The following is a 19,055-nucleotide window of genomic DNA, read 5'->3' as shown; positions in this document are numbered from 1 at the left end:
ATTCGAGAGGGAGAGCGCCCGATAGATAGCGACTATTTTCCCGGTTGTTGCTGCCGAAGGTCATCACTCGGATACACACGATAGGTCCGACCCTGTCGTTCCCGATACAGCAGACCTCGCTCCTCGAGTGAACTCACGGTCTGGCTTACTTTACTCTTCGAGAACTCAGATCGATCCCGAAGTTCAATCTGCGTGATTCCGGGGGAGTTCAGGACGGGTTCGAGGACGCGTCGTTCATCATCCGGTAAGAGATCGAGAACGCGTGCTTGGGGGTCCGATTCAGGATTGATAGACGTCGCCGGTGCAGCGTCATCATCCATCGACGTAGCTGTTGCCGCCGATGTCTGTGCAGGATCGACAGGCGCCGTTGTGTCGGCCACTTCTGGATCGGTGAGTTCTCCCCGGACCACGTAATAGACGCCACCGATAACGCCAGCAACCAGCAGGGTTCCAACCACGTACCAGAGGGGGTCTGGGCCGTGCATCGTTCCCATAGATGAACCCATCATTGACCCCATCGATTGCTCGATAGCCCGACGCTGTTGATAGGCCCGCCAACTGAGTACCCCGCCGGCCAGGAGAACGAACCCGAGAAGCACACCGACGACAGTATCTGCTCGACGGCGATTCATATGACAGCCCCGAGTTGCGGGATTTGACTATTCATACCGTCTATTTGAGCGCAGTAGGTGTGACAATTGCGGATTGAAACTGTGATGATGAACCCCATCACAGCGGATGAACCACAGTGCGATCATCAGTGGTCATGATCGTGATCGTGGCTCGATATTTGCGGGCTTTGATTAGTAAATTCCGTTGGTTCTTCTTCGAACGTACGCTTGCATTTCTTTGAGCAAAAATAGTACGTCGTCCCATCGTGGGACGCACTCGGGCCCTCATCGTCGGTTCGCATCCCGCACACCGGATCTCGATACTGACCTGGTGCGCCGAGTCCCCGCCGGTAGACATACAGAAGGAACCCGGAGAGCGCAAAGGCGATAATATTGAGGTAGAACGTGTAGTTGAGCTCGAAGTACGTCTGTTCAGTCGCCGTCTCGCCGCCCGCCAGATCTGGAACGATACCCAGCGCGTCGAACAGCAGCTCCATGAGGAAGCCGGTGAACGCCATCGTGACGAAGAAGACGCCGAGGATGTACAGCATCACCTTCCAGCCGTAGTACTTCCGGTAGACGTTCAGGACGGGCACGGTGATGAGGTCGGCGTAGACGAACGCGATGATCCCGGCGAAGCTGACGCCACCACCCCAGAGCGCGACGGCGAACGGGACGTTGCCCATACTGCCGACGAAACTGAGGACGGCGATGATGACGCCCATGACGGCGTTCTCGGCAGTCACGAGCAGGCCGTCGCCCTGAATGAACAGCGTGTTCCACACCCACTGCGGGACGAAGACGATGACGAACCCAGAAATAAGGAAGCCGGCGACGATGTCTTTCCAGATCATCGACCACTCCTTGCGGTACTGATTCCCGACCTTGTACCAGCCACCCCACGACAGCAACTCGTCACGCCACCCGCCGCTACTCGACGTCTCCTGGCGATAGGTCTCCATACAGCCCTCCGAGCAGAATTTGAGCGTCTCACCGCCGTCGGTCGTGAGCGTGTACTCGTCTTTCCCCTCCATCCCGCAGGTGGGATCTTCCGTGACGCCCGCCTGGTGGTCGCGCTCGTTGAGCTTCTCGCGGACTTCGTTAAACAGGTTTTCGGGAAGCGTGAGGTGGACGATGGCGGCCATGACGGCGATGAGAATCAGGCCGCCGAGCAGTTCCGCGACGAGGAACTCCCAGCCAAGCAGGATGAGAATCATCAGCCCTAGTTCGACGATGAGGTTCGTCGACGCGAACATGAACGCGAGGAAGTTCACCGCGTGCGCCCCCTTCTTGAACAGGCCCTTCCCGATGGCGACGGCGCCGAAACTACAGCCACTGCTTGCTGCTCCGAACACAGTCGCCTTGGTAAGTCCAGTTAGATCGCCCTCACCCAGCACCTGTGCCATCCGCTCCTTCGAGACGTAGACCTGGACGAGACTCGTAATCGTGAGGCCCATGATGATCGCCCACGCCGCCGTCCAGAGAAATCCGACACCGATACGAAGGGATTCAAGAACTCCGTCGATTATCGTCGCCTGCATAGGTGTATCATTGTAGGGATCATCTATTGCGGTTTTGATTAGAATATACTGCCTATGAGGGTATCAGTACTATGGCATCGTAACCGTCGGCCATAGATGATCTATCGTGAAGAGGGGAAAACATTGCAAACCTCCACAAGCTCCACGGAATCCGACTTCAGATTCAAAAGGGGAATCTGATTAAATCACGCCGACGTATTAGAGGCTAATGGGACCAGTAGAGACCGATGATATCCCAAATGAGGGGAACACCACCTGGAAGAACAGCCTTCGCCGGCCTGCTCGGTTGTCCAGTACGGTAACTGTCACATCCACTTCCTAATTTACGATGGCTGTCGATCTGGCAATCCATGATGCACTCGTTCTCACAGCCGACGAGCGGAACCGCCTGTACGAGCGCGGCACAGTATGCATCACCGATGGCTGTATCGAAGAAGTCCGACCATCACGTGCAGGAGACGGAGAATTAGAAGCGTCCACCGTTATCGACGGGAACGGGAAACTGGTGATGCCGGGGTTGGTGAACGCCCACACGCACTTGGAGATGACACCGCTCATCGGTGCGTTTAGCGAACTCGAGCTGACGGAGATGCTTGGGAGTGGGACGGCCTTGTTTAACAGATTAGGGAACGGCGAATTCGAGTACCTCGTCGAGGCAGGCGTCGAGCTCGCAGCGCTCAATTTCCTCTTGGGCGGTGTCACAACCGTGAACTCGATGGACGCACGGCCTGCCGCAGGTGCAGAGGCGTTCGGGGAAGCAGGGCTCCGCGGATTTTTCGGCCCGGCGATCTCGGACCTCTTCTGGGACCAACCAGTCGATCAGCAGTTCTCCCGTGCTCGCGAGTTCGTCGAAACGTACCACGACACGTACGACGGCCGAATCAGGGCGACGATCTGCCCGCACGACGACTGGTCGTGTACCCGGCAGCTGTGGGAACGGACCGCATCCCTCGCCGCAGAGTATCCGGACCTGCTCGTCCACACGCACTTGCTCGAACTCGAGGAGAGTAACACGATGGCACGAGCGAACGGTGGCGAGGACTCGGTAGGATTGCTCGACGACGTTGGACTCCTGGACGACCGACTGGTCGCTGCTCACTTCCGCCTCGGCGACGAAGAGGACATCCAGCGAACCGCCGAGGCGGACGCGGCTGTTGCGCACTGCCCGTCCGTCTTCTGTTACTGGAATCCGGACGGGGAGACGCAGTGGACGCCCGTTCCCGAGCTTCGAGCCGCCGGCGTCGACGTCGGAGTAGGGATTGACGACCACTACTGGCACGACTCGTACAGCATGTTCGGTGAAGCGCGGCAAGCTCGGCTGGCGGCAAATCTCAAGCGTTCAGCCGGGCAGTTCGACTCGATGGAACTGATACGAATGCTCACTATCGAGGGCGCACGCGCGCTGGGGATGGGCGACGAGATCGGCAGTATCGAAGCGGGAAAGCGCGCGGATATTATCCTCCTCGACGTCGACAAACCGAAGTTCACGCCACTGACCAACGTTCCCGCACACGTCGTGAACAACGCGGTCCCGGCCGACGTCGAGACAGTGATCGTTGACGGCGACGTCGTCCTCCGGAATGGTGTGCCCGAGACAATGGACTCGGACGACGTGCGACAGCGAGTAAATCAGGCTGTCGAACGCTTCATGGACGAGACAGGCTGGGAGTTAGACATTGGTGGTAGTGAACCGCCGACCAGCATCGAGACTGTACGGGACCTCCCAAAGCGTGGCCCTGCGCGACTCCTGACTCGCCTCGCGATGCAATCCGCGCGTGATCGGTTCTCCTTCTAAGACCCTGCCAGCGTAGGGGTGGTTCCCCCTCAGGAATTTCTGTGGGCGCGAACGAACGCACGTCGCAGGACGGTCAGAAGAACGTACGTCTCGTACTTCTGGGTCTGGCAGTGCTCGCAGGGCTGCATATCCTCGACGATCTCCTCAATAGCGTCGTCGTACTCGTCGGTGAGCGTAGTGAGCGCGTCCGTGATCTGGGGCTGGGCAGCGTCGATCATCTCCTCGACGGCGGCGTCGGCCGAATCTGGTAGTGAGTACGAGAGGACGATCGTGTTCGCGTGGTAGTACTTCGTCGTCCCACCACGCCCCTCCTCGAAGCGAACGACGTCGACGAGGCCCGCATCCCGGAGCTCGTTGATGTGATGGCGGACCGTGTTCTCCGTCCGGTCGATGCCGCGATCGTCGAGGCGTTCGTGGACCTCGGTCGCAGTTAGGGCTTCCTCGGACAGAATGTCGAGGACCATCGCCCGCATCGGCTCGTCGATGGCGTCCGAAATCCGAGTGTCTCGCACCGCGATGTCGTCGAGACGGTGGTCGGTATCGGAATCACTCATACGAGGACTGAGCGCGAGCACGCGGGAAAAGGTAGCGGGGCAGGAGTCGGGTAGGTGTCTGTCGAGGTATCCAGTACAGGATGGACCCGCGATAGCGAAAGCCCTAGACGACCCGTTTGACTGTTCCAACGACTCGTATCCGAATTCAAACATATCATATAAAAAATACTTATTGAGGTACGGGCACTATCTCAAACTGTAATGAGCGACACAACCCAATTCCGCGTCCTCGACTTCGACTGCCCGACCTGCGCGAGTACCGTCGAACGCGCCCTGTCGAACGTCGACGGCGTCCAGCACGTCGAAGTCCACTACGCGACCGGCCGCGTCGAGATCGAGTACGACGACAGCGTCGCTGACCCCGACGCCTTCGCAGAGACCATCGAAAACCAGGGGTACACTCCCCAGCCCGCCTAACACTATGAACAAACAATCGATCACGCAGTACTACCGGAACCACCGGAAGGCCATCGTCACGGCGACAAGCGGCCTGCTGTACGGCGGTGGCTGGAGTCTCGGCTACCTCACGAGTTTCGAGATGGCAAGCGCCGCCATCCTCGTCCTCGCGACGGTCGTGGGTGGCTACGACATCGCCAAGACCGCTTACCACGAGGTCACCAACCGGACGCTCGGCATCAAGACGCTGGTGACGCTGGCCGCCATCGGTGCTATCGTCATCGGGGAGTACTGGGAAGCCGCCGCCGTCGTCTTCCTGTTCAGCCTTGGCAGCTACCTCGAAGGCCGGACGATGCGGAAGACCCGGACGGCACTTCAGGAGCTACTGGAGATGACGCCCGACACGGCGACCGTCCGTCGCGACGGGACACTCCAAAAGGTCTCCGCCCGCGATGTCGAAGAGGGCGAAGTCGTCGTCGTAAAGCCGGGCGGGAAGATCCCGGTCGACGGAACCGTCGTTGACGGCGAGAGCGCAGTCAACCAGGCGCCGGTCACCGGCGAGAGCGCGCCCGTCCACAAGGCCGACAGCGACGAGGTGTACGCCGGGACGGTCAACCAGGAGGGCGCGCTAGAAATCCGGACGACGGGAGCGGGATCGGATACGACTCTCGAACGGATCATCCGTCGCGTCGAGGAGGCCCAGGAGGCTCAGTCGCCCACGGAGAGTCTCATCGACCGGTTCGCGAAGTACTACACGCCGGCCGTCATTGCCCTGGCTATCGGCGCGTACGCGGTCACGCAGAACGCGATCCTGTCGCTGACGCTGCTGGTCATCGGCTGTCCGGGCGCGCTGGTCATCGGGCCACCGGTCAGCATCGTCTCGGCCATCGGTAACGCCGCCCGGTCGGGCGTGCTGATGAAGGGCGGCGAACACCTCGAACGCGCCGGCAAGATCGATCTCGTCGCCTTCGACAAGACGGGGACGCTCACGAAGGGCGAGACCACCGTCTCCGGTATCGAGGGGTTCGGCGTCGCCGCCGCCGACGTCCTCTCGCTCGCAGCGACCGCCGAGAAGAAGAGCGAACACCACCTCGCGGACGCCATCGTCGACATGGCCCGCGAACGCCAGACGGCTGCGACGGACGGTGGAGCGACGGTCGCCCAAGCGGACGATACGGACGTGGGGCGCAGGTCGGTCCCCGATCCCGACGACTTCGACGTGGTCGCCGGCAAGGGCGTCATCGCCCATGCCGATGGCCAGGAAGTCGTCGTCGGCAACCGCGCGCTGCTGGACGACCGCGACGTCGATGTCCCCGATCGGGTCGCCGACTACGTCCGCGAGCGTGAGGGGCGCGGCGAGACAGTCGTCCACGTCGTTCGGGACGGGGACATCATCGGCGCGATTGCGATGCGGGACGAGCTCCGGGAGGCCGCTTCTGGGGTCGTCGCGGCGCTCCAAGACGCTGGCATCGAGACGGTGATGCTCACCGGCGACAACGAGCGGACGGCCGCTGCCGTTGCCGAGGAGGTCGGTATCGACGAGTACCGTGCCGAACTCCTCCCCGAGGACAAGCAGTCCGTCATCGAGGGCTACCAGGCCGACGGCCACGTCGTCGCGATGGTCGGCGACGGCATCAACGACGCGCCATCGCTGGCCACTGCCGATGTCGGCATCGCGATGGGTGCTGCGGGAACGGACACCGCTATCGAAACGGCTGACATGGCGTTGATGGCCGACGACCTCGAACGCATCCCGTACGCGGTCAAACTCAGCAAGGCGACGCGCTGGAACGTCCTCGAGAACGTCGGGCTCGCGGTGCTGACCGTGACCGTCCTCCTCGCGGGCGTGCTCACCAGCTACGTCACCCTCGCGTCGGGAATGCTGGTCCACGAGGCCAGCGTCCTCCTCGTCATCCTCAACGGGATGCGACTGCTCCGCTACTGACCACGAGACACGATCACAACCACAACTCATGACATCGAATTCGACTGCGACTGACACGACCCAGACGAGAACCAATTGGCAGGTCGACTACGACGCCGACCCGATCGAAATCCGCGACCCCGTCGCGGAGGCCCTCGGCGTCCTCGAACCGGGCGAGCCGTTCGTCGTCACCTACCGGGACGCGGTGAAAGAAGCCGGACACTCCTGTCCGACAGCCTCGGGTGCCTATCGGATCGTCCAGCTCGGGCTCGACGCCCTGTATCCCGACGACTATCCAGTCCGGAGCGAAATCGAGGTCCAGACGGCCGGCCCGCAGGACGATGCCGCGTACGGCGTGATGAGCCGCATCATCTCGTACGTGACTGGCGCGACCGGCGATGACGGATTCAGCGGGCTCGCCGGCGGCTATGGCGGCCGCCGCGACCTCCTGCGCTTCGACGCGTTCGACCCGGACACGGCGGACCCGACGTTCCGGTTCCGGCGAACCGACACGGACGAGACCGTCGAAGTGACCTACCACGTCAGCGACGTTCCTGACGGTGGACCCGCAATCGGGAACCTCCAAGGGATTCTCGACGAATCGGCAACTGACCAGCAACGAGAGGCTTTCGCTGACGCCTGGCACCGCCGGGTACAGGTCGTCCTCAGCGACGACTCGCTGTTCACCGTCGACGCGGTGTGAACGCGACGGTCTACCCCTCTCACTCGAAATAAGTTACTGCGGTACACTATCGATCTCCTCAAGGGCCTCAGTAGCGACATCACCTAACTCACCAGCCTCGATATGCGAGTACCGCTCACGAACCATCTCCTCAGAATTATCGAGATATCGGGCCGCCACAGTATATCCGAATGCCCGGACCAGAACCTCGCCCATGCCACGACGGCCACCGTGCGGAGCAAGATAATCGTGTTTCGGATGGTCGATGTCGATCTCCGCGGCCTCCGAGAGTCGTTGGAGAATCGACCGTGCGCCGTCCGTCGTGATCGACGGCGGCCGAATGTCCACATCGAGCGCCAGCAGCAGGTCGCGAGCGTACTCCGCACGGCGTTTAGTGATTGCTTCTGGGCGTTCCCCTCGTTCGGCTAGCTCTTCCCGGACGAGCTCTGCGAGCGTCCGTTGGTCAAACGTCGGAAACACCGGCCAGCGCTCCGTCGGCGGATCCATCAGCTGGCGATAGCTCCGGAGCGGCGAGATCACCGGATCGGGAAGACTGGCGGCGTCCCACTGCTGTTTCTTCCGGTAGACGTCCATGCTCCCGTCGTCGAGCGAGAGGTCCTCCCAGCGGACGCCGCGCCGGCGCGGGTCGTTCGGATCCCGGAGCAGTTCGCCGACGCGGACAGCTGTGTACGCGAGAACGAACACCAGAGCCCGGTCACGAGTCGCCTTCAGCGCCGCGTAGCGTGCTCGCTGCTTGTCGAGGGGGTCAGTATCCTCTGGGAGTGTCGTGTACGCCTCGACAGCGTCGCGGGCCCGTTCGTCGACGTGGCGGGTGAGGGCGTGGCGCTGTTCAGACGTCCAGGCCTGCTGGTCGCCGGGCTTGCGGCCGTCGTCCTCCGGCAGCGGCGCCATCGCACTCGCTCGCTGCGCGTAGTGGGCCTCAAGATATCCCTCGTTGACGCACCAGCCACACCACGCAGAGATATAGCGGTAATAGGTTTGTACTGTGTTCTGCTTGAGTCCCCGATCTCCACCGAGATGTCGGGCGTACTCCCGGAACACGCGTTCGTCGAGATCGTCGAAGGTCGGCTCGCGGCCGACGTCGTCGGCGATCCCGGTCCAGTCGTCGGCGCCGCGGTCGCCGGCGGCCCACTCGGCGAACCGTTCGAGCTCGCGTGCAGCGTTACGTCGATAGTTCCCACCGCCGCCGCCCCGGCCTTTCCCCTTGTCTTGGAGGTAGCGCTCGAAGCTGTCGTCGAGCGGCGTCGAAAGCGCTCGGTCAGGCATTCACCGGCCCTCCACCGTCCTGCAGCCCCGGTCTCGGGTCCTCTACCCTGGGGGAAGCGTCGTCGTGAGGCGGTTGCAGCATTCGTGCTTCACCGACGGCGCCGGGGTACTTCAAAGTGGTCGTGATTACGAGCATAATCAGGACCACTTGTTGTTTTCGAGCCATCGGGAGAATTCGGGGGTCTAGAGTCTCTTAGCGCCGGAACTCCGCACTTCAGAATATTGTATATCGTATATCGCTATACAAAAACTCGGTCCTCGTTCTGCGCGAGGTCATTCGTCTCCGAGTTCCGAAAGCCGAGCCTGAATTTCCTCAGCATCCGCATCAGAGAGCGCCTCAACACCGAACTGGACGAGTAGCGGGTAGAAGTGGCGGTTCTTCTTGAACTCGTCCTGCCCCGCCTTGCGGAGCTTCAGCTGGGACTCGAGGTAGGTATCCTCCATCTCGTCGAGGACATCGTCGGGAATATAGATCGTCCGCCCGTTCCACTCGTCCTTGATGTTTGTCTTCGTTTTGCTCGTTTCGTTCGTTTCACTCGTTGAAGTCGATTCGGTCGTTTCGGTCGATGAACTGGTTTCCACCGTTTCACTCATCTCGCTCGTTTCACCGGAATCGACCTCATCGTCCTCCTCTTCGTAATTGCCCTCGATGCCGGAAGCATCGCCCCAGCCGTCGCTCATGCTTTCACCTCCTCAGGCGCGGTCTTCTCGAACGTCTCGTCGAACAGGTCGGCGATCTCGTTGAACAAGTCGCGTGCATCCTCGACGCGCTGGTTCTCCTTGCCGAAGCCGAAGACGGACACCCCCTCGCCGATCGACTGGGAGAGGTCAGTCCGCTTCGGGATCTCGAACACTGGAAGGGAGTACGCCGACTTGATCTCCTCGATGGTGTCGCGGTGTTCGGCGTTCTGCTCGACACGGTTACAGACAATCGCGAGCCGATTGATGTCTCCGTACGCCTGTTCGAGGGAGCTCAGCTGCTTTGCGAAAATTTGGAGGCTGTTGGCGTTGAGCTTCTCGGGGATGACGGGGATGACGACGTTGCCGGTCGCGACGAGGGCGTTGTCGGTGAGAACGTTCAGGGATGGCGGCGTGTCGACGATGATGTAGTCGTAGTCATTGTCGAGTTCGTCGAGTGTCATCTCCAAACGCTCGCGACTCTTCGGCGCCTCAAGCAACGTCTGGATGTTCTTGTTGTTCGCGAGCTTCTCACTGGCGGGGAGGATGTCGAATTCCTCGTGCTCGACGATGATGTCGTTCACCGACTCCATCTGATCGAAGTCGAGGACGTCGAACAGCGTTGTGCGGTCGGTATCGTAGTACAGGTCGTTGTAGCCAAGCGAGCAGGTGAGTCCTCCGTGGTAGTCGATATCGACCAGGAGGACGTCGTGGCCTCTGGCAGAGAGTGCGCCGCCTGTATGAATGACGTCGGTCGTCTTCCCCGCGCCTCCCTTCTGATTCGCCACCGTGATTCGTGCGGTATTGGTGTCGGTCATTATCTTCGTTTCTCTCGTTGTGTTCGTTTCGTTCGTTATGGTCGTTTAGTTCGGTGCGTTCGGTGAGGGTGTTTCACTCGGTGAGAGGATTACTACAGTGTTAAAACCAACTGTTCGTTACACTCGTTGAAGCAAACGCACTCGTTGCCATCAACTCATTCGTTCTGTTCGTTACGTTCGTTTTCTTCGTTTTGTTCATCGAGTAGAGGGTGCCAGTTCGTTCCCCAGAATGCGTTCAATTCATTCGTTTTTCTCGTTCTGTTCGTTTTGTTCGTTGAATTCGTTATAGTCGTTCCCCGTGTTTTCAGCGGGAATCAGGACTACCTTCGAGAGTATGGAGAGATAGTGGGTTCATGGCCATTCGAGTAAGACTTTTAACTGTTACCGGATTATTGGTAACCACCAGATGTACGAGGTACTCGATGACACCGCGGCGCAGGTCATCCTCGCGATCGAGAGTGGTGACTCCATCCGTCGTGTCGCCCAGCACCTCCACACGCCGTACGAGACGGTGAGACAGGCCGTTAACCGACTCGAAGACGCAGGCTACGTCACCTATGACGACGGCCTCTCAGTCGTCGACGAACACGTGAGAGACGCAGCACGAGAGCTCGTCGCTGCCAGCGCTGGCGTCAGTCCACCCTCCATCGAGGAAACGTACGTCATCCCACAATTCGGTGACTGGCCGTTCGCGTTCACACGGATCGACGCCGTCTACGTGTGGACCCAGGGCGGCTACCAGGTCGGTCGCGAGCCCGACGACTATCCACTGTTCCTCGCTGTTCGTGAGCATGACGTCGACGCCTGGGAGACATTTTTCGAGTGGTTCGACCTCCCGACCGCATTCGAGCGACAGCCCCGAGACGAGTTGGACGGACCGCTGCAGATCGTCCTCGAGCCACGCGCGTTACTCGATATCGAGCATGTCGAAGGGTACCCGGTGATCCCGAGAGCAGAGACAATCGAGTATATGCGCGAGAACTACGCCCAGTTCCAGTCGGGGCTGGCGATGCTCGACCGGATGTACGAGGACCTCGATCTCGGCGTCACGTATCGAGAGACCGAACGGGCGCAGCCATGAGCTTCAACAACCGAAGTGACGCGCTCATCGAACTGCTCGAAGAGCTCACCCAAGAGGGCCACGAGTACGTTCTTGTTGGCGGCTACGCTGTCTCAGCGTTCAATGCTCGCTTCTCCACGGACCTCGATATCGTCGTCGCGCCGGACTCAAAGGCTGACTTCGTCGAGTTCCTCGAACAGCGGGGATTCGAGAAAACGGACAGCCACGCCAAAGAATGGTTCTACGACACCGAAGTAATCGAGTACGAGAAGCGGCTCACGCCGCAGCAGCCGATCGGCTTCGATCTCCTGGTAAACGGACTCGGGTGTCGCCAGACGGAGGCACAGTGGTCATTCGACTACCTGTACGACCACAGCCACCAACAGGAGGTGAGCGGAGGTACAGTGACGACCACAGCCAGAGTCATCGATGGAGCAGTCCTCGTCGCGGCAAAGCTCCATAGCGGCCGTGAAACGGACCTCCGGGACGTCCTGGCAGTAGCAGAAGAAATCGATCTCGACGCTGTCACGCCTCACCTTCGTCGAGGGGACGACGATGCGCTACGGGAGCAGCTTGAGCGTGGACTGGAGATCATAGAGAGCGATGAACTCAAGCACGGGTATCGGAGTGACTTCGGGGCCTCAGCAGTCTCAGAAGAAACGGTCACCGCTCTCCAAGAGTATCTGTCTGTACAGATTAACCACCTGAGCTGAAGCGGTCGGGACCCCCTTGATCGGAAATGAAGATAGGGTCCTTCAGCGGTGTTTACAGTAAGTCAAAAAATTGGAGGGGCGGTGTCAGTCGACCGTCGCTAATACACGGACATCCGTAGCTGAGTGTCGTTCCCGTTCAGTACGAGCACCATGCTCGCAGAGGAACTCATCAATACGGTCGGCAAGGGACTCCGCGTCCTCTCTATCAACGTGGACGATCAGCGTCGGATGTTCCTCATCGCTGTTCTCAATCACGAGCGAGACATCCTTGAATTCGTCCGGCTGCCTATACGCCTCAAACTCATCGGCGACCTGGTTGGCCAGGTCGTCGAGTACCTCAATCGGTTCCTTTGTCATAGATTGTATTTCGGCTTTGGAAGGTTGTGCCATCGCGAGCGCGTGAAGAAAACGTGACGTGACTTTCAGAACCACCTCCATCAGACAAACGCGAACGGAGCCTTCTCACACCGATGGTTTACCGAGAAGAAGACTGATCCACAGAAGGGGAATGGGTTAGAGTGCTCGCGGATCGCTATCGACAATGCTCGCAAACGCAACGTTCTCCTGAACTTGTTCGATTTCGACTGTTGGCTCGTCGTCGGGCTGAGCGCCGGGAACGATCACGACGTACCCCCGTTCGACTTTCGCAATACCGTCTCCTTGATCACCGACGGTTTCGATTGTCACGTCGCGCACTTCTCCCTCATCAACGGGAGGACCAGATGAATCATGGCTCGTGCTCCCCTGAGAGGCGGGATGCCGTGGGCTCTGTGGGGATGTTGATTCCGCTTCGGAGGATGAATCAAGAAGAGCGATGCGGTACGTTTCATCAACTGTCAGCGCCCCATGCTTGATCTCACTCGAAGGAATCTCGATGACGAATGTGCCATTCTCCTTCTTAATTTTCGCAGTGAACAGGGAACACAGGGAGTCTGAGATTTCTACCATAGCTGGGTTTGATACTGGATACAATTAATCGGTCTCTTTGCAAAGGAGCGAACTGGATCAGCTGTCCTCAACTGGTTCTTCCCAAGGAATGTCTCGCTTGTGGACTACAGCGAGCTTCGAGTCGTCATCATCGTCTATTGCACTGAGACCACGCTGGACGAGAGTGTGAACCTGTCCAGCAGACTCCGGGAACGAAAATTGGTCATCCTCCGCGTCAGCACGAAGTTCCAGATAATGGAGGTACAACCTGAACCTCGTATCTGCTCCGATAGGCCACCAAATCGTCCCTATCTGCTCATTTACCTGATTGTCCCAATGCTCTATGAGTTCACGGAGATCGTCGACGAGCTCCTCCCCAGAGGTGCGAAGGCGGAGGGAGTATTCCCGATCCCGCTCCATCTCTTCGATTATATCCTGAAGGAAAGGCTCAGCCTCCAGGGCGGTAGGTGAGGTCTGATCCGCTTCTAGAAGGTGTTCTAACGCCCGAATTTCTTCACGCCGAGCGGCTACAGCGTATGCGACATTGTACTTGTCCTCGGGGAAGATTTCGTGCTGACTCGGTTGCTGTGCCTGAGGGACAGTATCCCCAGTGGATGAGCTAAATAAGGTCTCAAAGAGTCCCATACGCTTCGTCCGGAGGGCACCCATAAGTACTTCCTGTCAGAGTGGACCTCAGCTCCGGCGACAGTGTACCTTCTTACCAGTCGTTGCGTAATCAGAGGATCTCGTGTGAATCCTGACCGACTTGGGAACGCGTATGAAACTCATCCAAAATATAGAGGATTGAAACATCAAATAATGACGTCAGCTGTTGCTGATATCGGACAATGTCTTTCTTATCTCCGGTCACAATACGCTGAAGCACATCGCGTTCTGCAAGCCCTATTGCGTCAAGAAGCCACTGAGAGTCTACTGGAGGAATCCGGGACTCCCGAATTCCGATGTGCTCCTTGACTAGACCGCGAGCGCGCTCCTGATCGTCATAAGTTGACGACATGACGTGGACAGCATCCATTAGTGCGTCTTTCCGCTCCTTTGCGTCGTGGAGAACACGATCTCGAAGATCTTCGACACACCGTTTCGCATTCCGTGGGGTGATTTCACGCGAGGAGAAGTAGTCCTGGAAGTGTCGAACAAAGTGTGGCTTGGCCTGACTTCGAACCTCAATATTATCGAAGAAAATCTCTAAGATCCTCTCAAAGGAAAGCCCATCGTAGCGCTGTAAATCGATTTCTCGGTTGTACATTGGGATATTATCCTCGACGTTCTCTTGAAAGTCTTCAAGAACGGTCCCGAACACGCCATCGGTATCGTCAGGGTCAACCTGTAGCTGATCGGGGTCAGACACAACTCGAGGCGCTCCTTGTGGACGGCTGCAATACTCGTAGATCACAAACTCACTCGTGAAGAGTGTGTTATGACCGTCTAGGATACGCTCTGCTTCTACGGCCCACCGATCGTGAGAAAACGTGAGTCCAATGAGGACGTTAGTGTCTACGAAGTATCGAGTCATTGGCCCGGATGGAGATCTTCGTGCGCAATTCCCCGGCGTTCAAGAATCGGAGCAACAAGTTCGTCAGCTGCACTCCGTTCAGATTCGAGTTCAGTCGGTAATCCAGAAAATTTCGCATCAAGGTCTTCCTCTTCGAATTCGTCAAGTTTCTGAATCGCAGAACTCCGAGCCTCCTCAAACGAGGTTATACCGAGGTTCCCACGAACCTCTTCCGGAGACATTCCCTGGGCATGCCGTTGAGCAAGCTCGAGTGCAAAGATACGCCAGAACGTTACATTCACCGTCATCAATCTGGAGGGATCAGGAGAATGAGAATGGAGTTCTCGAGTGACCGCGTTATACCACTTGATTAGTGGTCGATCGTACTCCGGAAATCGGTCGTTTGGAAATGATTCAAAAGTGTCGTGGACGGAGCTGAGTACTGATTCTCTGCTTGGGTCAACCTCAAAGAAATCGTGGTACTCCGTATGTAACGTTCGTATTTTCTTATCTAACTCCCGAAAATCCCGCTGAACCTGATACGGCGCATCATCATACATTCGGTCTGTGAGCCATTCTAATCCATGTTCGTAATATTCAGAGAGAGCCTCTGAGACAACAGAACGTAGGCGATCTTCAAGTCCGGGCTCATTAATACTCGCTGAGGGGACAGTCGAGGGCGTGGCTGGAGAGACAGTACCAAAGAGATACCAATAATACGGGATCGAGATATCCAGATTTCGCTCGGCAGATTTGACGTCAATACGGTAGAGGAGCTTGTGAAGCGACTTTTTCGGTAACGCATCCGCGGCCCCACGTTCGCGATTGAGGAGGCGCAGAGTCGTTCCCAAGTCCTCGCGATTCATTATCTCCAATATATACCGCTCGTTTTATAGAAGTACCGTCGGATCCCAGTAGACTATCCAACGACTGAGGGAAAAGTAATTCACACGAGACTTCCTTGTAACGAGATACAACGTGCCCATCTACAATCTATATAAAGAGCGGGAAGGGACGGCGAGACGCGGGGAGGACTATAAGGAAGTCGTCATCGAGTACATGGAAGGGCTGAATTATATGGTCGAACGGGATTCAGCCTTCCACTCTACGCTTGACGATATTCAGTTTGTGAACAAAGCTACGGGCGATAAAGTGGTAGCCGAGGCAAAAGCGTATTCCACAGGCCTCAGCCCGAACGATTTTAGAGACGAATTGGCCCGGTATTTCCTCGAATATATCAAACAACCCCAACCCCACCGGTTTGATTTCTATATTTTTACGGAGACACTTTCTAATGACCAGCTCTGGAAAGCCCTGTTCGATCGTGATGTCACCGATAATCAGAAACTGGTCGACTTCTACGAAAAGCTCAAAGACAGCGTTAACGATGAGGTCGTAGATCGGCTAGATGATACTGATGTAGATGAGTTCCGAGATTTTGCTATCGATACCCATGTTTTCGTAGGTACATACGACGACCTCCGTCAACAAGCTCATCAGCTCGAGAAAACAGAACGGTTCCAGTACGAACCATATCTTCATTCGTATGAACCGGTTTCTGAGGAAACAGAATATGCGACGAATCTGTTTCAGGTAACCCGCTACCCAGAGACACTGTACATCATAGAGACGACAGAGGAAGCCGAATCTGCTCGCGTCTATAATTACAACAACGAAGCGTTCCCCATCAAGCTTCACGAGCGGAAATTATATTCGCTCGTTCATCCGGACCATCTTCCGGGGTCTACTCGTCATTACATACACGAGGACCGTTTCGAAACGCGAGAGTTCGAGGAGTTCCTCCGAACGCGGGCTCAAGAAGAGGAGCGTGAAAACATCGTAAGATCCCTTCTCAGGGGGATTTTCACTCTCGTTGCAAGAGACAACGATTGTCTCATCGACCGTGAGAAAGGAACAACCGTATACCCGGAACTAGATCGCAGACAGCACGGTACCGAACGAAAACTAGGTCGATCATGGGTTGCAAAGGAGTTAGACTCCTACCCCGATGTCATCCACCGCGGTGTCAAAGTACGAGTACGGCGCTATGCGGGAGAATACTACTACGTTCTGCTACCCACACAGGTTTTCACTTCAGATGGTCGTCGACCTGTAACAGGCGAGCGTAAATCACGGCTCCAAAACGACTTCTCGCCAAATCGTTTCCACGCCCAGAATAGTAAGTACGACCGCCAACTGCGTGTCTGGGAAGAGTTGCTGATGTCGGATCAGACCCAGCTTGACCGGTTTATGGGTGAAAAGATACCCGTCGTAAAGGAACTCGAAGTAACCAGAGTTGACTCGCTGTCCCTCAATGTCCGCCCGCCCAAAGACGGAGACGAACGTGATGAGCTCATCGAGTCAGCTTCTGATCTCGAAAACACAGGTGGAATTGAACAATGACGCCCCAAGATACCCCGTTCACGCTTCGTCACCTCGAGGAGCCAGAGATTCAGTTTGAAGGAGGTACTGAAACCTCTCCCAAACGAGGCCTTATCAGATATGGTCCACGCCTCTATGAGGAAGGACACCATACAATCAAACTCGGGATTATCGGCGATCGAGATTCAATCCGCCGGTTGACCGAACTACTTCATGATATGGAGGTCGGGATCCATCCAGGAACAAGTGATAATCCGTGGCAGGTTCCCTATCCCGGGCTAGGTAAGAGTTCCCCGCTCAATCTCTCTATTAATGCAAAAAAGGGCTGGAGACGCCAAATTCGTCGACGAGACATCCAATCTGTTACGAGTAAATCGACCCCCAGAGATCGGATGGAGCGATTCCTGAAGCTAGTGCAGAAAGACATAGAGATAATCGAACGGGATTCGGTTCAGCCGAACGCAATCATCGTCTGTATTCCGCAAGAAGTGATGGACGCGTGTACTCCTGAGAACCAAGACCATGCGCGAATCCAGTCGGAAGGTTCTGATCTTCGAAATCGAATCAAACTGATCGGGATGGAGGCTCGAATCCCCACACAACTGATTAAGCCATCCACACTTGCGATCCGTACTGACCGACAGCGAGCATCTCGGGCCTGGAATCTCACAGTTGGACTTCTATACAAGTCTCAACGAGGGCATCCCTGGAAAACTCGACAGATCGAAGATGGGCACTGCTACGCAGGGCTCTCGTTCTACAGAGAGCGAGACGAAGGAGATGATGTAATTCGAGCTGCTCTTGCTCACGTCTTTCACGGACGGGACCATATTATCCTTCAGAGCGATCCACTCCCGGATATCACCGAGGACGAGAATGGGTCTCCCCACCTCTCATATGAGGCGGCTAGACAGGTAGGTGAGCAGATTCTGGAATACTACGAAGCTCAGAAAGGGACACGTCCCAGCCGGTTCGTCCTTCATAAGCCATCTGTCTTCTGGGAAGAAGAACGTGAAGGGTTGCTTGATGCCACAGACGGTGTTCGCGATTTAGATCTAGTCTGGGTTCGTAGGCGGCCAAAGGTCAGGTTGTTCCCACCTACGGATTATCCCGCCATGCGGGGAACCCTCCTGAGCGTCCCTGATGACGACGTCCACTATCTCTACACATCCGGATATGTCCCGGAAGAGACGACCTATCAGGGGAGTGGAGTACCATCACCGATTGAGATCCGACCTGACGAGATTTGTGAGACACCTTCGTTAGAGATCTGTAAGGAGATTCTCTTTTTCACAAAACTCGACTGGAATACATCGGACTACGCAATTCGGATGCCAGCAACCGTGAGTGTTGCAAAGCGTGTCGGTACAATCCTATCCGAAGTAGATACTGAGTCCATTTCAGAGGTTCGGCCACAGTATTTCTACTATATGTGAATCGGTGAGTGAGAGGCTTATTCGTCTGAATCAGGGACTGGATCTAGTTGATAACCAGCAGACCGCAGAAATTCGCGGATATGCTCAACCTCCTGCTTCTCTTCAGGGGAACTCATCCCGAGTAGTTCTTCAATTACCTGCTCTCCATCCTCATAGAGAGTAATTGATTCATTGAAGGGGGTGTTCTCAAGTGGATCTCGTCGCTCATCAATCACGATCGGCTGCCACCCGCCCTGGTACTGGTATCGGTAGAGCGTGATAGTCCGGACGGTGTCTTCGTCGACGAAGAAGCTCGTTTGTTCGCGTTTGCTGGCGACCGCGATCTTCCCGCTGTCGAGATCCGCAGCAAAGTCCTCGAAATTGTGAAACTCAGCAGGAACAGGCCCATCGACGACGTGAGTGATGATTCCCGGCCAAGTGAACCCATAGACACGCTCGAAGAAGCTGACACTATTGTCATCGGGAGAATCAAACACGAGAAGAAGATCGCCCAGCTGGAGTTCTGTACCTGCTACGCGGATATGCGACGAATATGGATAGGCGTCGCCGTCGTCGAAGACTTCGATATCGGGCTTCGGCATATTGTCCGAGTCTGATCGGAGCTACAAAGAGATGGCTAATAGTTGGCGGATTGGATGTCAGATTGGCCAGAGGGGCATATCATAGTCGAACTCCAGACCTGTTACACTAAACTCCTCTTTAAAATACCAAATGACTAAGTCAACTGTCTGTATACAC

Annotated in this window: 20 protein-coding genes; 8 read left to right on the top strand and 12 right to left on the bottom strand. The window is 56.9% G+C overall.

The features are described from left to right. Window positions 1–32 precede the first annotated feature (32 nt). On the bottom strand, window positions 33–632 hold the full coding sequence (locus RR_RS01540; protein ID WP_011222408.1) for a helix-turn-helix transcriptional regulator: 600 nt from the start codon (window positions 630–632) through the stop codon (window positions 33–35). A 125-nt stretch (window positions 633–757) separates the two neighbouring features. Beyond that, a complete protein-coding gene (locus RR_RS01535) occupies window positions 758–2,152 on the bottom strand; it encodes a permease (protein ID WP_011222407.1) in 1,395 nt (464 codons plus the stop codon). Window positions 2,153–2,480: 328 nt separating this feature from the next. Here RR_RS01535 and RR_RS01530 point away from each other — a divergent pair, with 328 nt between their 5' ends. After that, complete coding sequence (locus tag RR_RS01530; protein WP_011222406.1) at window positions 2,481–3,947, top strand: amidohydrolase family protein; 1,467 nt, start codon at window positions 2,481–2,483, stop codon at window positions 3,945–3,947. A gap of 29 nt (window positions 3,948–3,976) precedes the next feature. On the opposite strand, the gene RR_RS01525 is transcribed toward RR_RS01530, so the two are convergent. After that, the gene (locus RR_RS01525) at window positions 3,977–4,501 is read right to left on the bottom strand and encodes an ArsR/SmtB family transcription factor (RefSeq protein WP_004048660.1); all 525 of its coding nucleotides are present in this window, start codon (window positions 4,499–4,501) and stop codon (window positions 3,977–3,979) included. A gap of 201 nt (window positions 4,502–4,702) precedes the next feature. Between RR_RS01525 and RR_RS01520 the strand changes: the two genes are divergently transcribed. Genes RR_RS01520 through RR_RS01510 form a run of 3 tightly spaced genes read left to right on the top strand, consistent with a single transcriptional unit; the run spans window position 4,703 to window position 7,524 of the window. Then, a complete protein-coding gene (locus RR_RS01520; protein WP_004594622.1) occupies window positions 4,703–4,918 on the top strand; it encodes a heavy-metal-associated domain-containing protein in 216 nt (71 codons plus the stop codon). 4 nt (window positions 4,919–4,922) lie between these two features. Beyond that, complete coding sequence (locus RR_RS01515) at window positions 4,923–6,842, top strand: heavy metal translocating P-type ATPase (RefSeq protein WP_011222404.1); 1,920 nt, start codon at window positions 4,923–4,925, stop codon at window positions 6,840–6,842. Between the two features lie 28 nt (window positions 6,843–6,870). Beyond that, window positions 6,871–7,524 (top strand): hypothetical protein, encoded by a 654-nt coding sequence (locus RR_RS01510; protein ID WP_004594625.1) that lies wholly within the window; start codon window positions 6,871–6,873, stop codon window positions 7,522–7,524. Window positions 7,525–7,557: 33 nt separating this feature from the next. Here the strand turns inward: RR_RS01510 and RR_RS01505 are convergent, their stop codons facing one another. The 3 genes from RR_RS01505 to RR_RS01495 all read right to left on the bottom strand — a co-directional run bounded on the left by RR_RS01505 (window position 7,558) and on the right by RR_RS01495 (window position 10,286). Further along, a complete protein-coding gene (locus RR_RS01505) occupies window positions 7,558–8,790 on the bottom strand; it encodes a tyrosine-type recombinase/integrase (protein ID WP_011222403.1) in 1,233 nt (410 codons plus the stop codon). A gap of 273 nt (window positions 8,791–9,063) precedes the next feature. Continuing rightward, entirely contained in the window at window positions 9,064–9,471 is a 408-nt protein-coding gene (locus RR_RS01500; RefSeq protein ID WP_011222402.1) for a hypothetical protein, read from the bottom strand. Further along, entirely contained in the window at window positions 9,468–10,286 is an 819-nt protein-coding gene (locus RR_RS01495) for a ParA family protein (RefSeq protein WP_011222401.1), read from the bottom strand. Before RR_RS01495 ends, RR_RS01500 begins: the two co-directional genes overlap by 4 nt. Before the next feature lie 406 nt (window positions 10,287–10,692). Between RR_RS01495 and RR_RS01490 the strand changes: the two genes are divergently transcribed. Beyond that, window positions 10,693–11,367, top strand: coding sequence for a helix-turn-helix domain-containing protein (locus tag RR_RS01490; RefSeq protein WP_011222400.1), 675 nt, complete (start codon window positions 10,693–10,695; stop codon window positions 11,365–11,367). Further along, on the top strand, window positions 11,364–12,059 hold the full coding sequence (locus RR_RS01485; protein WP_011222399.1) for a nucleotidyltransferase family protein: 696 nt from the start codon (window positions 11,364–11,366) through the stop codon (window positions 12,057–12,059). The genes RR_RS01490 and RR_RS01485 overlap by 4 nt, the downstream gene beginning before the upstream one ends. 84 nt (window positions 12,060–12,143) lie before the next feature. Here RR_RS01485 and RR_RS01480 read toward each other — a convergent pair whose 3' ends face one another. The 5 genes from RR_RS01480 to RR_RS01460 all read right to left on the bottom strand — a co-directional run bounded on the left by RR_RS01480 (window position 12,144) and on the right by RR_RS01460 (window position 15,365). Further along, entirely contained in the window at window positions 12,144–12,416 is a 273-nt protein-coding gene (locus RR_RS01480; RefSeq protein ID WP_049938509.1) for a hypothetical protein, read from the bottom strand. Window positions 12,417–12,572: 156 nt separating this feature from the next. Continuing rightward, window positions 12,573–13,007, bottom strand: coding sequence for a TRAM domain-containing protein (locus RR_RS01475; RefSeq protein ID WP_011222397.1), 435 nt, complete (start codon window positions 13,005–13,007; stop codon window positions 12,573–12,575). Between the two features lie 57 nt (window positions 13,008–13,064). Next, window positions 13,065–13,631 (bottom strand): hypothetical protein, encoded by a 567-nt coding sequence (locus tag RR_RS01470; protein WP_117614913.1) that lies wholly within the window; start codon window positions 13,629–13,631, stop codon window positions 13,065–13,067. Between the two features lie 91 nt (window positions 13,632–13,722). Next, the gene (locus tag RR_RS01465) at window positions 13,723–14,355 is read right to left on the bottom strand and encodes a hypothetical protein (RefSeq protein WP_232508511.1); all 633 of its coding nucleotides are present in this window, start codon (window positions 14,353–14,355) and stop codon (window positions 13,723–13,725) included. 161 nt (window positions 14,356–14,516) lie between these two features. Continuing rightward, window positions 14,517–15,365: a hypothetical protein gene (locus RR_RS01460; protein WP_011222394.1), complete on the bottom strand. Its 849-nt coding sequence runs from the start codon at window positions 15,363–15,365 to the stop codon at window positions 14,517–14,519. A 112-nt stretch (window positions 15,366–15,477) separates the two neighbouring features. Between RR_RS01460 and RR_RS01455 the strand changes: the two genes are divergently transcribed. Both RR_RS01455 and RR_RS01450 read left to right on the top strand, forming a co-directional pair. Beyond that, window positions 15,478–16,902 (top strand): hypothetical protein, encoded by a 1,425-nt coding sequence (locus RR_RS01455; protein ID WP_049938491.1) that lies wholly within the window; start codon window positions 15,478–15,480, stop codon window positions 16,900–16,902. Next, window positions 16,899–18,317 carry an argonaute/piwi family protein gene (locus tag RR_RS01450; RefSeq protein ID WP_011222392.1) on the top strand — a complete coding sequence of 473 codons (1,419 nt, stop codon included), beginning with the start codon at window positions 16,899–16,901 and terminating at the stop codon, window positions 18,315–18,317. Before RR_RS01455 ends, RR_RS01450 begins: the two co-directional genes overlap by 4 nt. A gap of 17 nt (window positions 18,318–18,334) precedes the next feature. Here RR_RS01450 and RR_RS01445 read toward each other — a convergent pair whose 3' ends face one another. Further along, the gene (locus tag RR_RS01445; RefSeq protein WP_011222391.1) at window positions 18,335–18,898 is read right to left on the bottom strand and encodes a hypothetical protein; all 564 of its coding nucleotides are present in this window, start codon (window positions 18,896–18,898) and stop codon (window positions 18,335–18,337) included. Between the last annotated feature and the right edge of the window lie 157 nt (window positions 18,899–19,055).

Source organism: Haloarcula marismortui ATCC 43049 (genome assembly GCF_000011085.1).
GTDB lineage: Archaea > Halobacteriota > Halobacteria > Halobacteriales > Haloarculaceae > Haloarcula > Haloarcula marismortui.
Note: the sequence above shows the minus strand (reverse complement) of the source record. Positions and strands in the feature narration are given on the sequence as shown.

Excerpts from the sequence above, each read along its gene's own strand:
- RR_RS01480 (WP_049938509.1), bottom strand. The coding sequence starts at position 12,416 with ATGACAAAGGAACCGATTGAGGTACTCGACGACCTGGCCAACCAGGTC.
- RR_RS01475 (WP_011222397.1), bottom strand. The coding sequence starts at position 13,007 with ATGGTAGAAATCTCAGACTCCCTGTGTTCCCTGTTCACTGCGAAAATT.
- RR_RS01515 (WP_011222404.1), top strand. The coding sequence starts at position 4,923 with ATGAACAAACAATCGATCACGCAGTACTACCGGAACCACCGGAAGGCC.
- RR_RS01540 (WP_011222408.1), bottom strand. The coding sequence starts at position 632 with ATGAATCGCCGTCGAGCAGATACTGTCGTCGGTGTGCTTCTCGGGTTC.
- RR_RS01510 (WP_004594625.1), top strand. The coding sequence starts at position 6,871 with ATGACATCGAATTCGACTGCGACTGACACGACCCAGACGAGAACCAAT.
- RR_RS01470 (WP_117614913.1), bottom strand. The coding sequence starts at position 13,631 with ATGGGACTCTTTGAGACCTTATTTAGCTCATCCACTGGGGATACTGTC.
- RR_RS01445 (WP_011222391.1), bottom strand. The coding sequence starts at position 18,898 with ATGCCGAAGCCCGATATCGAAGTCTTCGACGACGGCGACGCCTATCCA.
- RR_RS01530 (WP_011222406.1), top strand. The coding sequence starts at position 2,481 with ATGGCTGTCGATCTGGCAATCCATGATGCACTCGTTCTCACAGCCGAC.
- RR_RS01460 (WP_011222394.1), bottom strand. The coding sequence starts at position 15,365 with ATGAATCGCGAGGACTTGGGAACGACTCTGCGCCTCCTCAATCGCGAA.
- RR_RS01450 (WP_011222392.1), top strand. The coding sequence starts at position 16,899 with ATGACGCCCCAAGATACCCCGTTCACGCTTCGTCACCTCGAGGAGCCA.
- RR_RS01490 (WP_011222400.1), top strand. The coding sequence starts at position 10,693 with ATGTACGAGGTACTCGATGACACCGCGGCGCAGGTCATCCTCGCGATC.
- RR_RS01520 (WP_004594622.1), top strand. The coding sequence starts at position 4,703 with ATGAGCGACACAACCCAATTCCGCGTCCTCGACTTCGACTGCCCGACC.
- RR_RS01525 (WP_004048660.1), bottom strand. The coding sequence starts at position 4,501 with ATGAGTGATTCCGATACCGACCACCGTCTCGACGACATCGCGGTGCGA.
- RR_RS01535 (WP_011222407.1), bottom strand. The coding sequence starts at position 2,152 with ATGCAGGCGACGATAATCGACGGAGTTCTTGAATCCCTTCGTATCGGT.
- RR_RS01495 (WP_011222401.1), bottom strand. The coding sequence starts at position 10,286 with ATGACCGACACCAATACCGCACGAATCACGGTGGCGAATCAGAAGGGA.
- RR_RS01500 (WP_011222402.1), bottom strand. The coding sequence starts at position 9,471 with ATGAGCGACGGCTGGGGCGATGCTTCCGGCATCGAGGGCAATTACGAA.
- RR_RS01485 (WP_011222399.1), top strand. The coding sequence starts at position 11,364 with ATGAGCTTCAACAACCGAAGTGACGCGCTCATCGAACTGCTCGAAGAG.
- RR_RS01505 (WP_011222403.1), bottom strand. The coding sequence starts at position 8,790 with ATGCCTGACCGAGCGCTTTCGACGCCGCTCGACGACAGCTTCGAGCGC.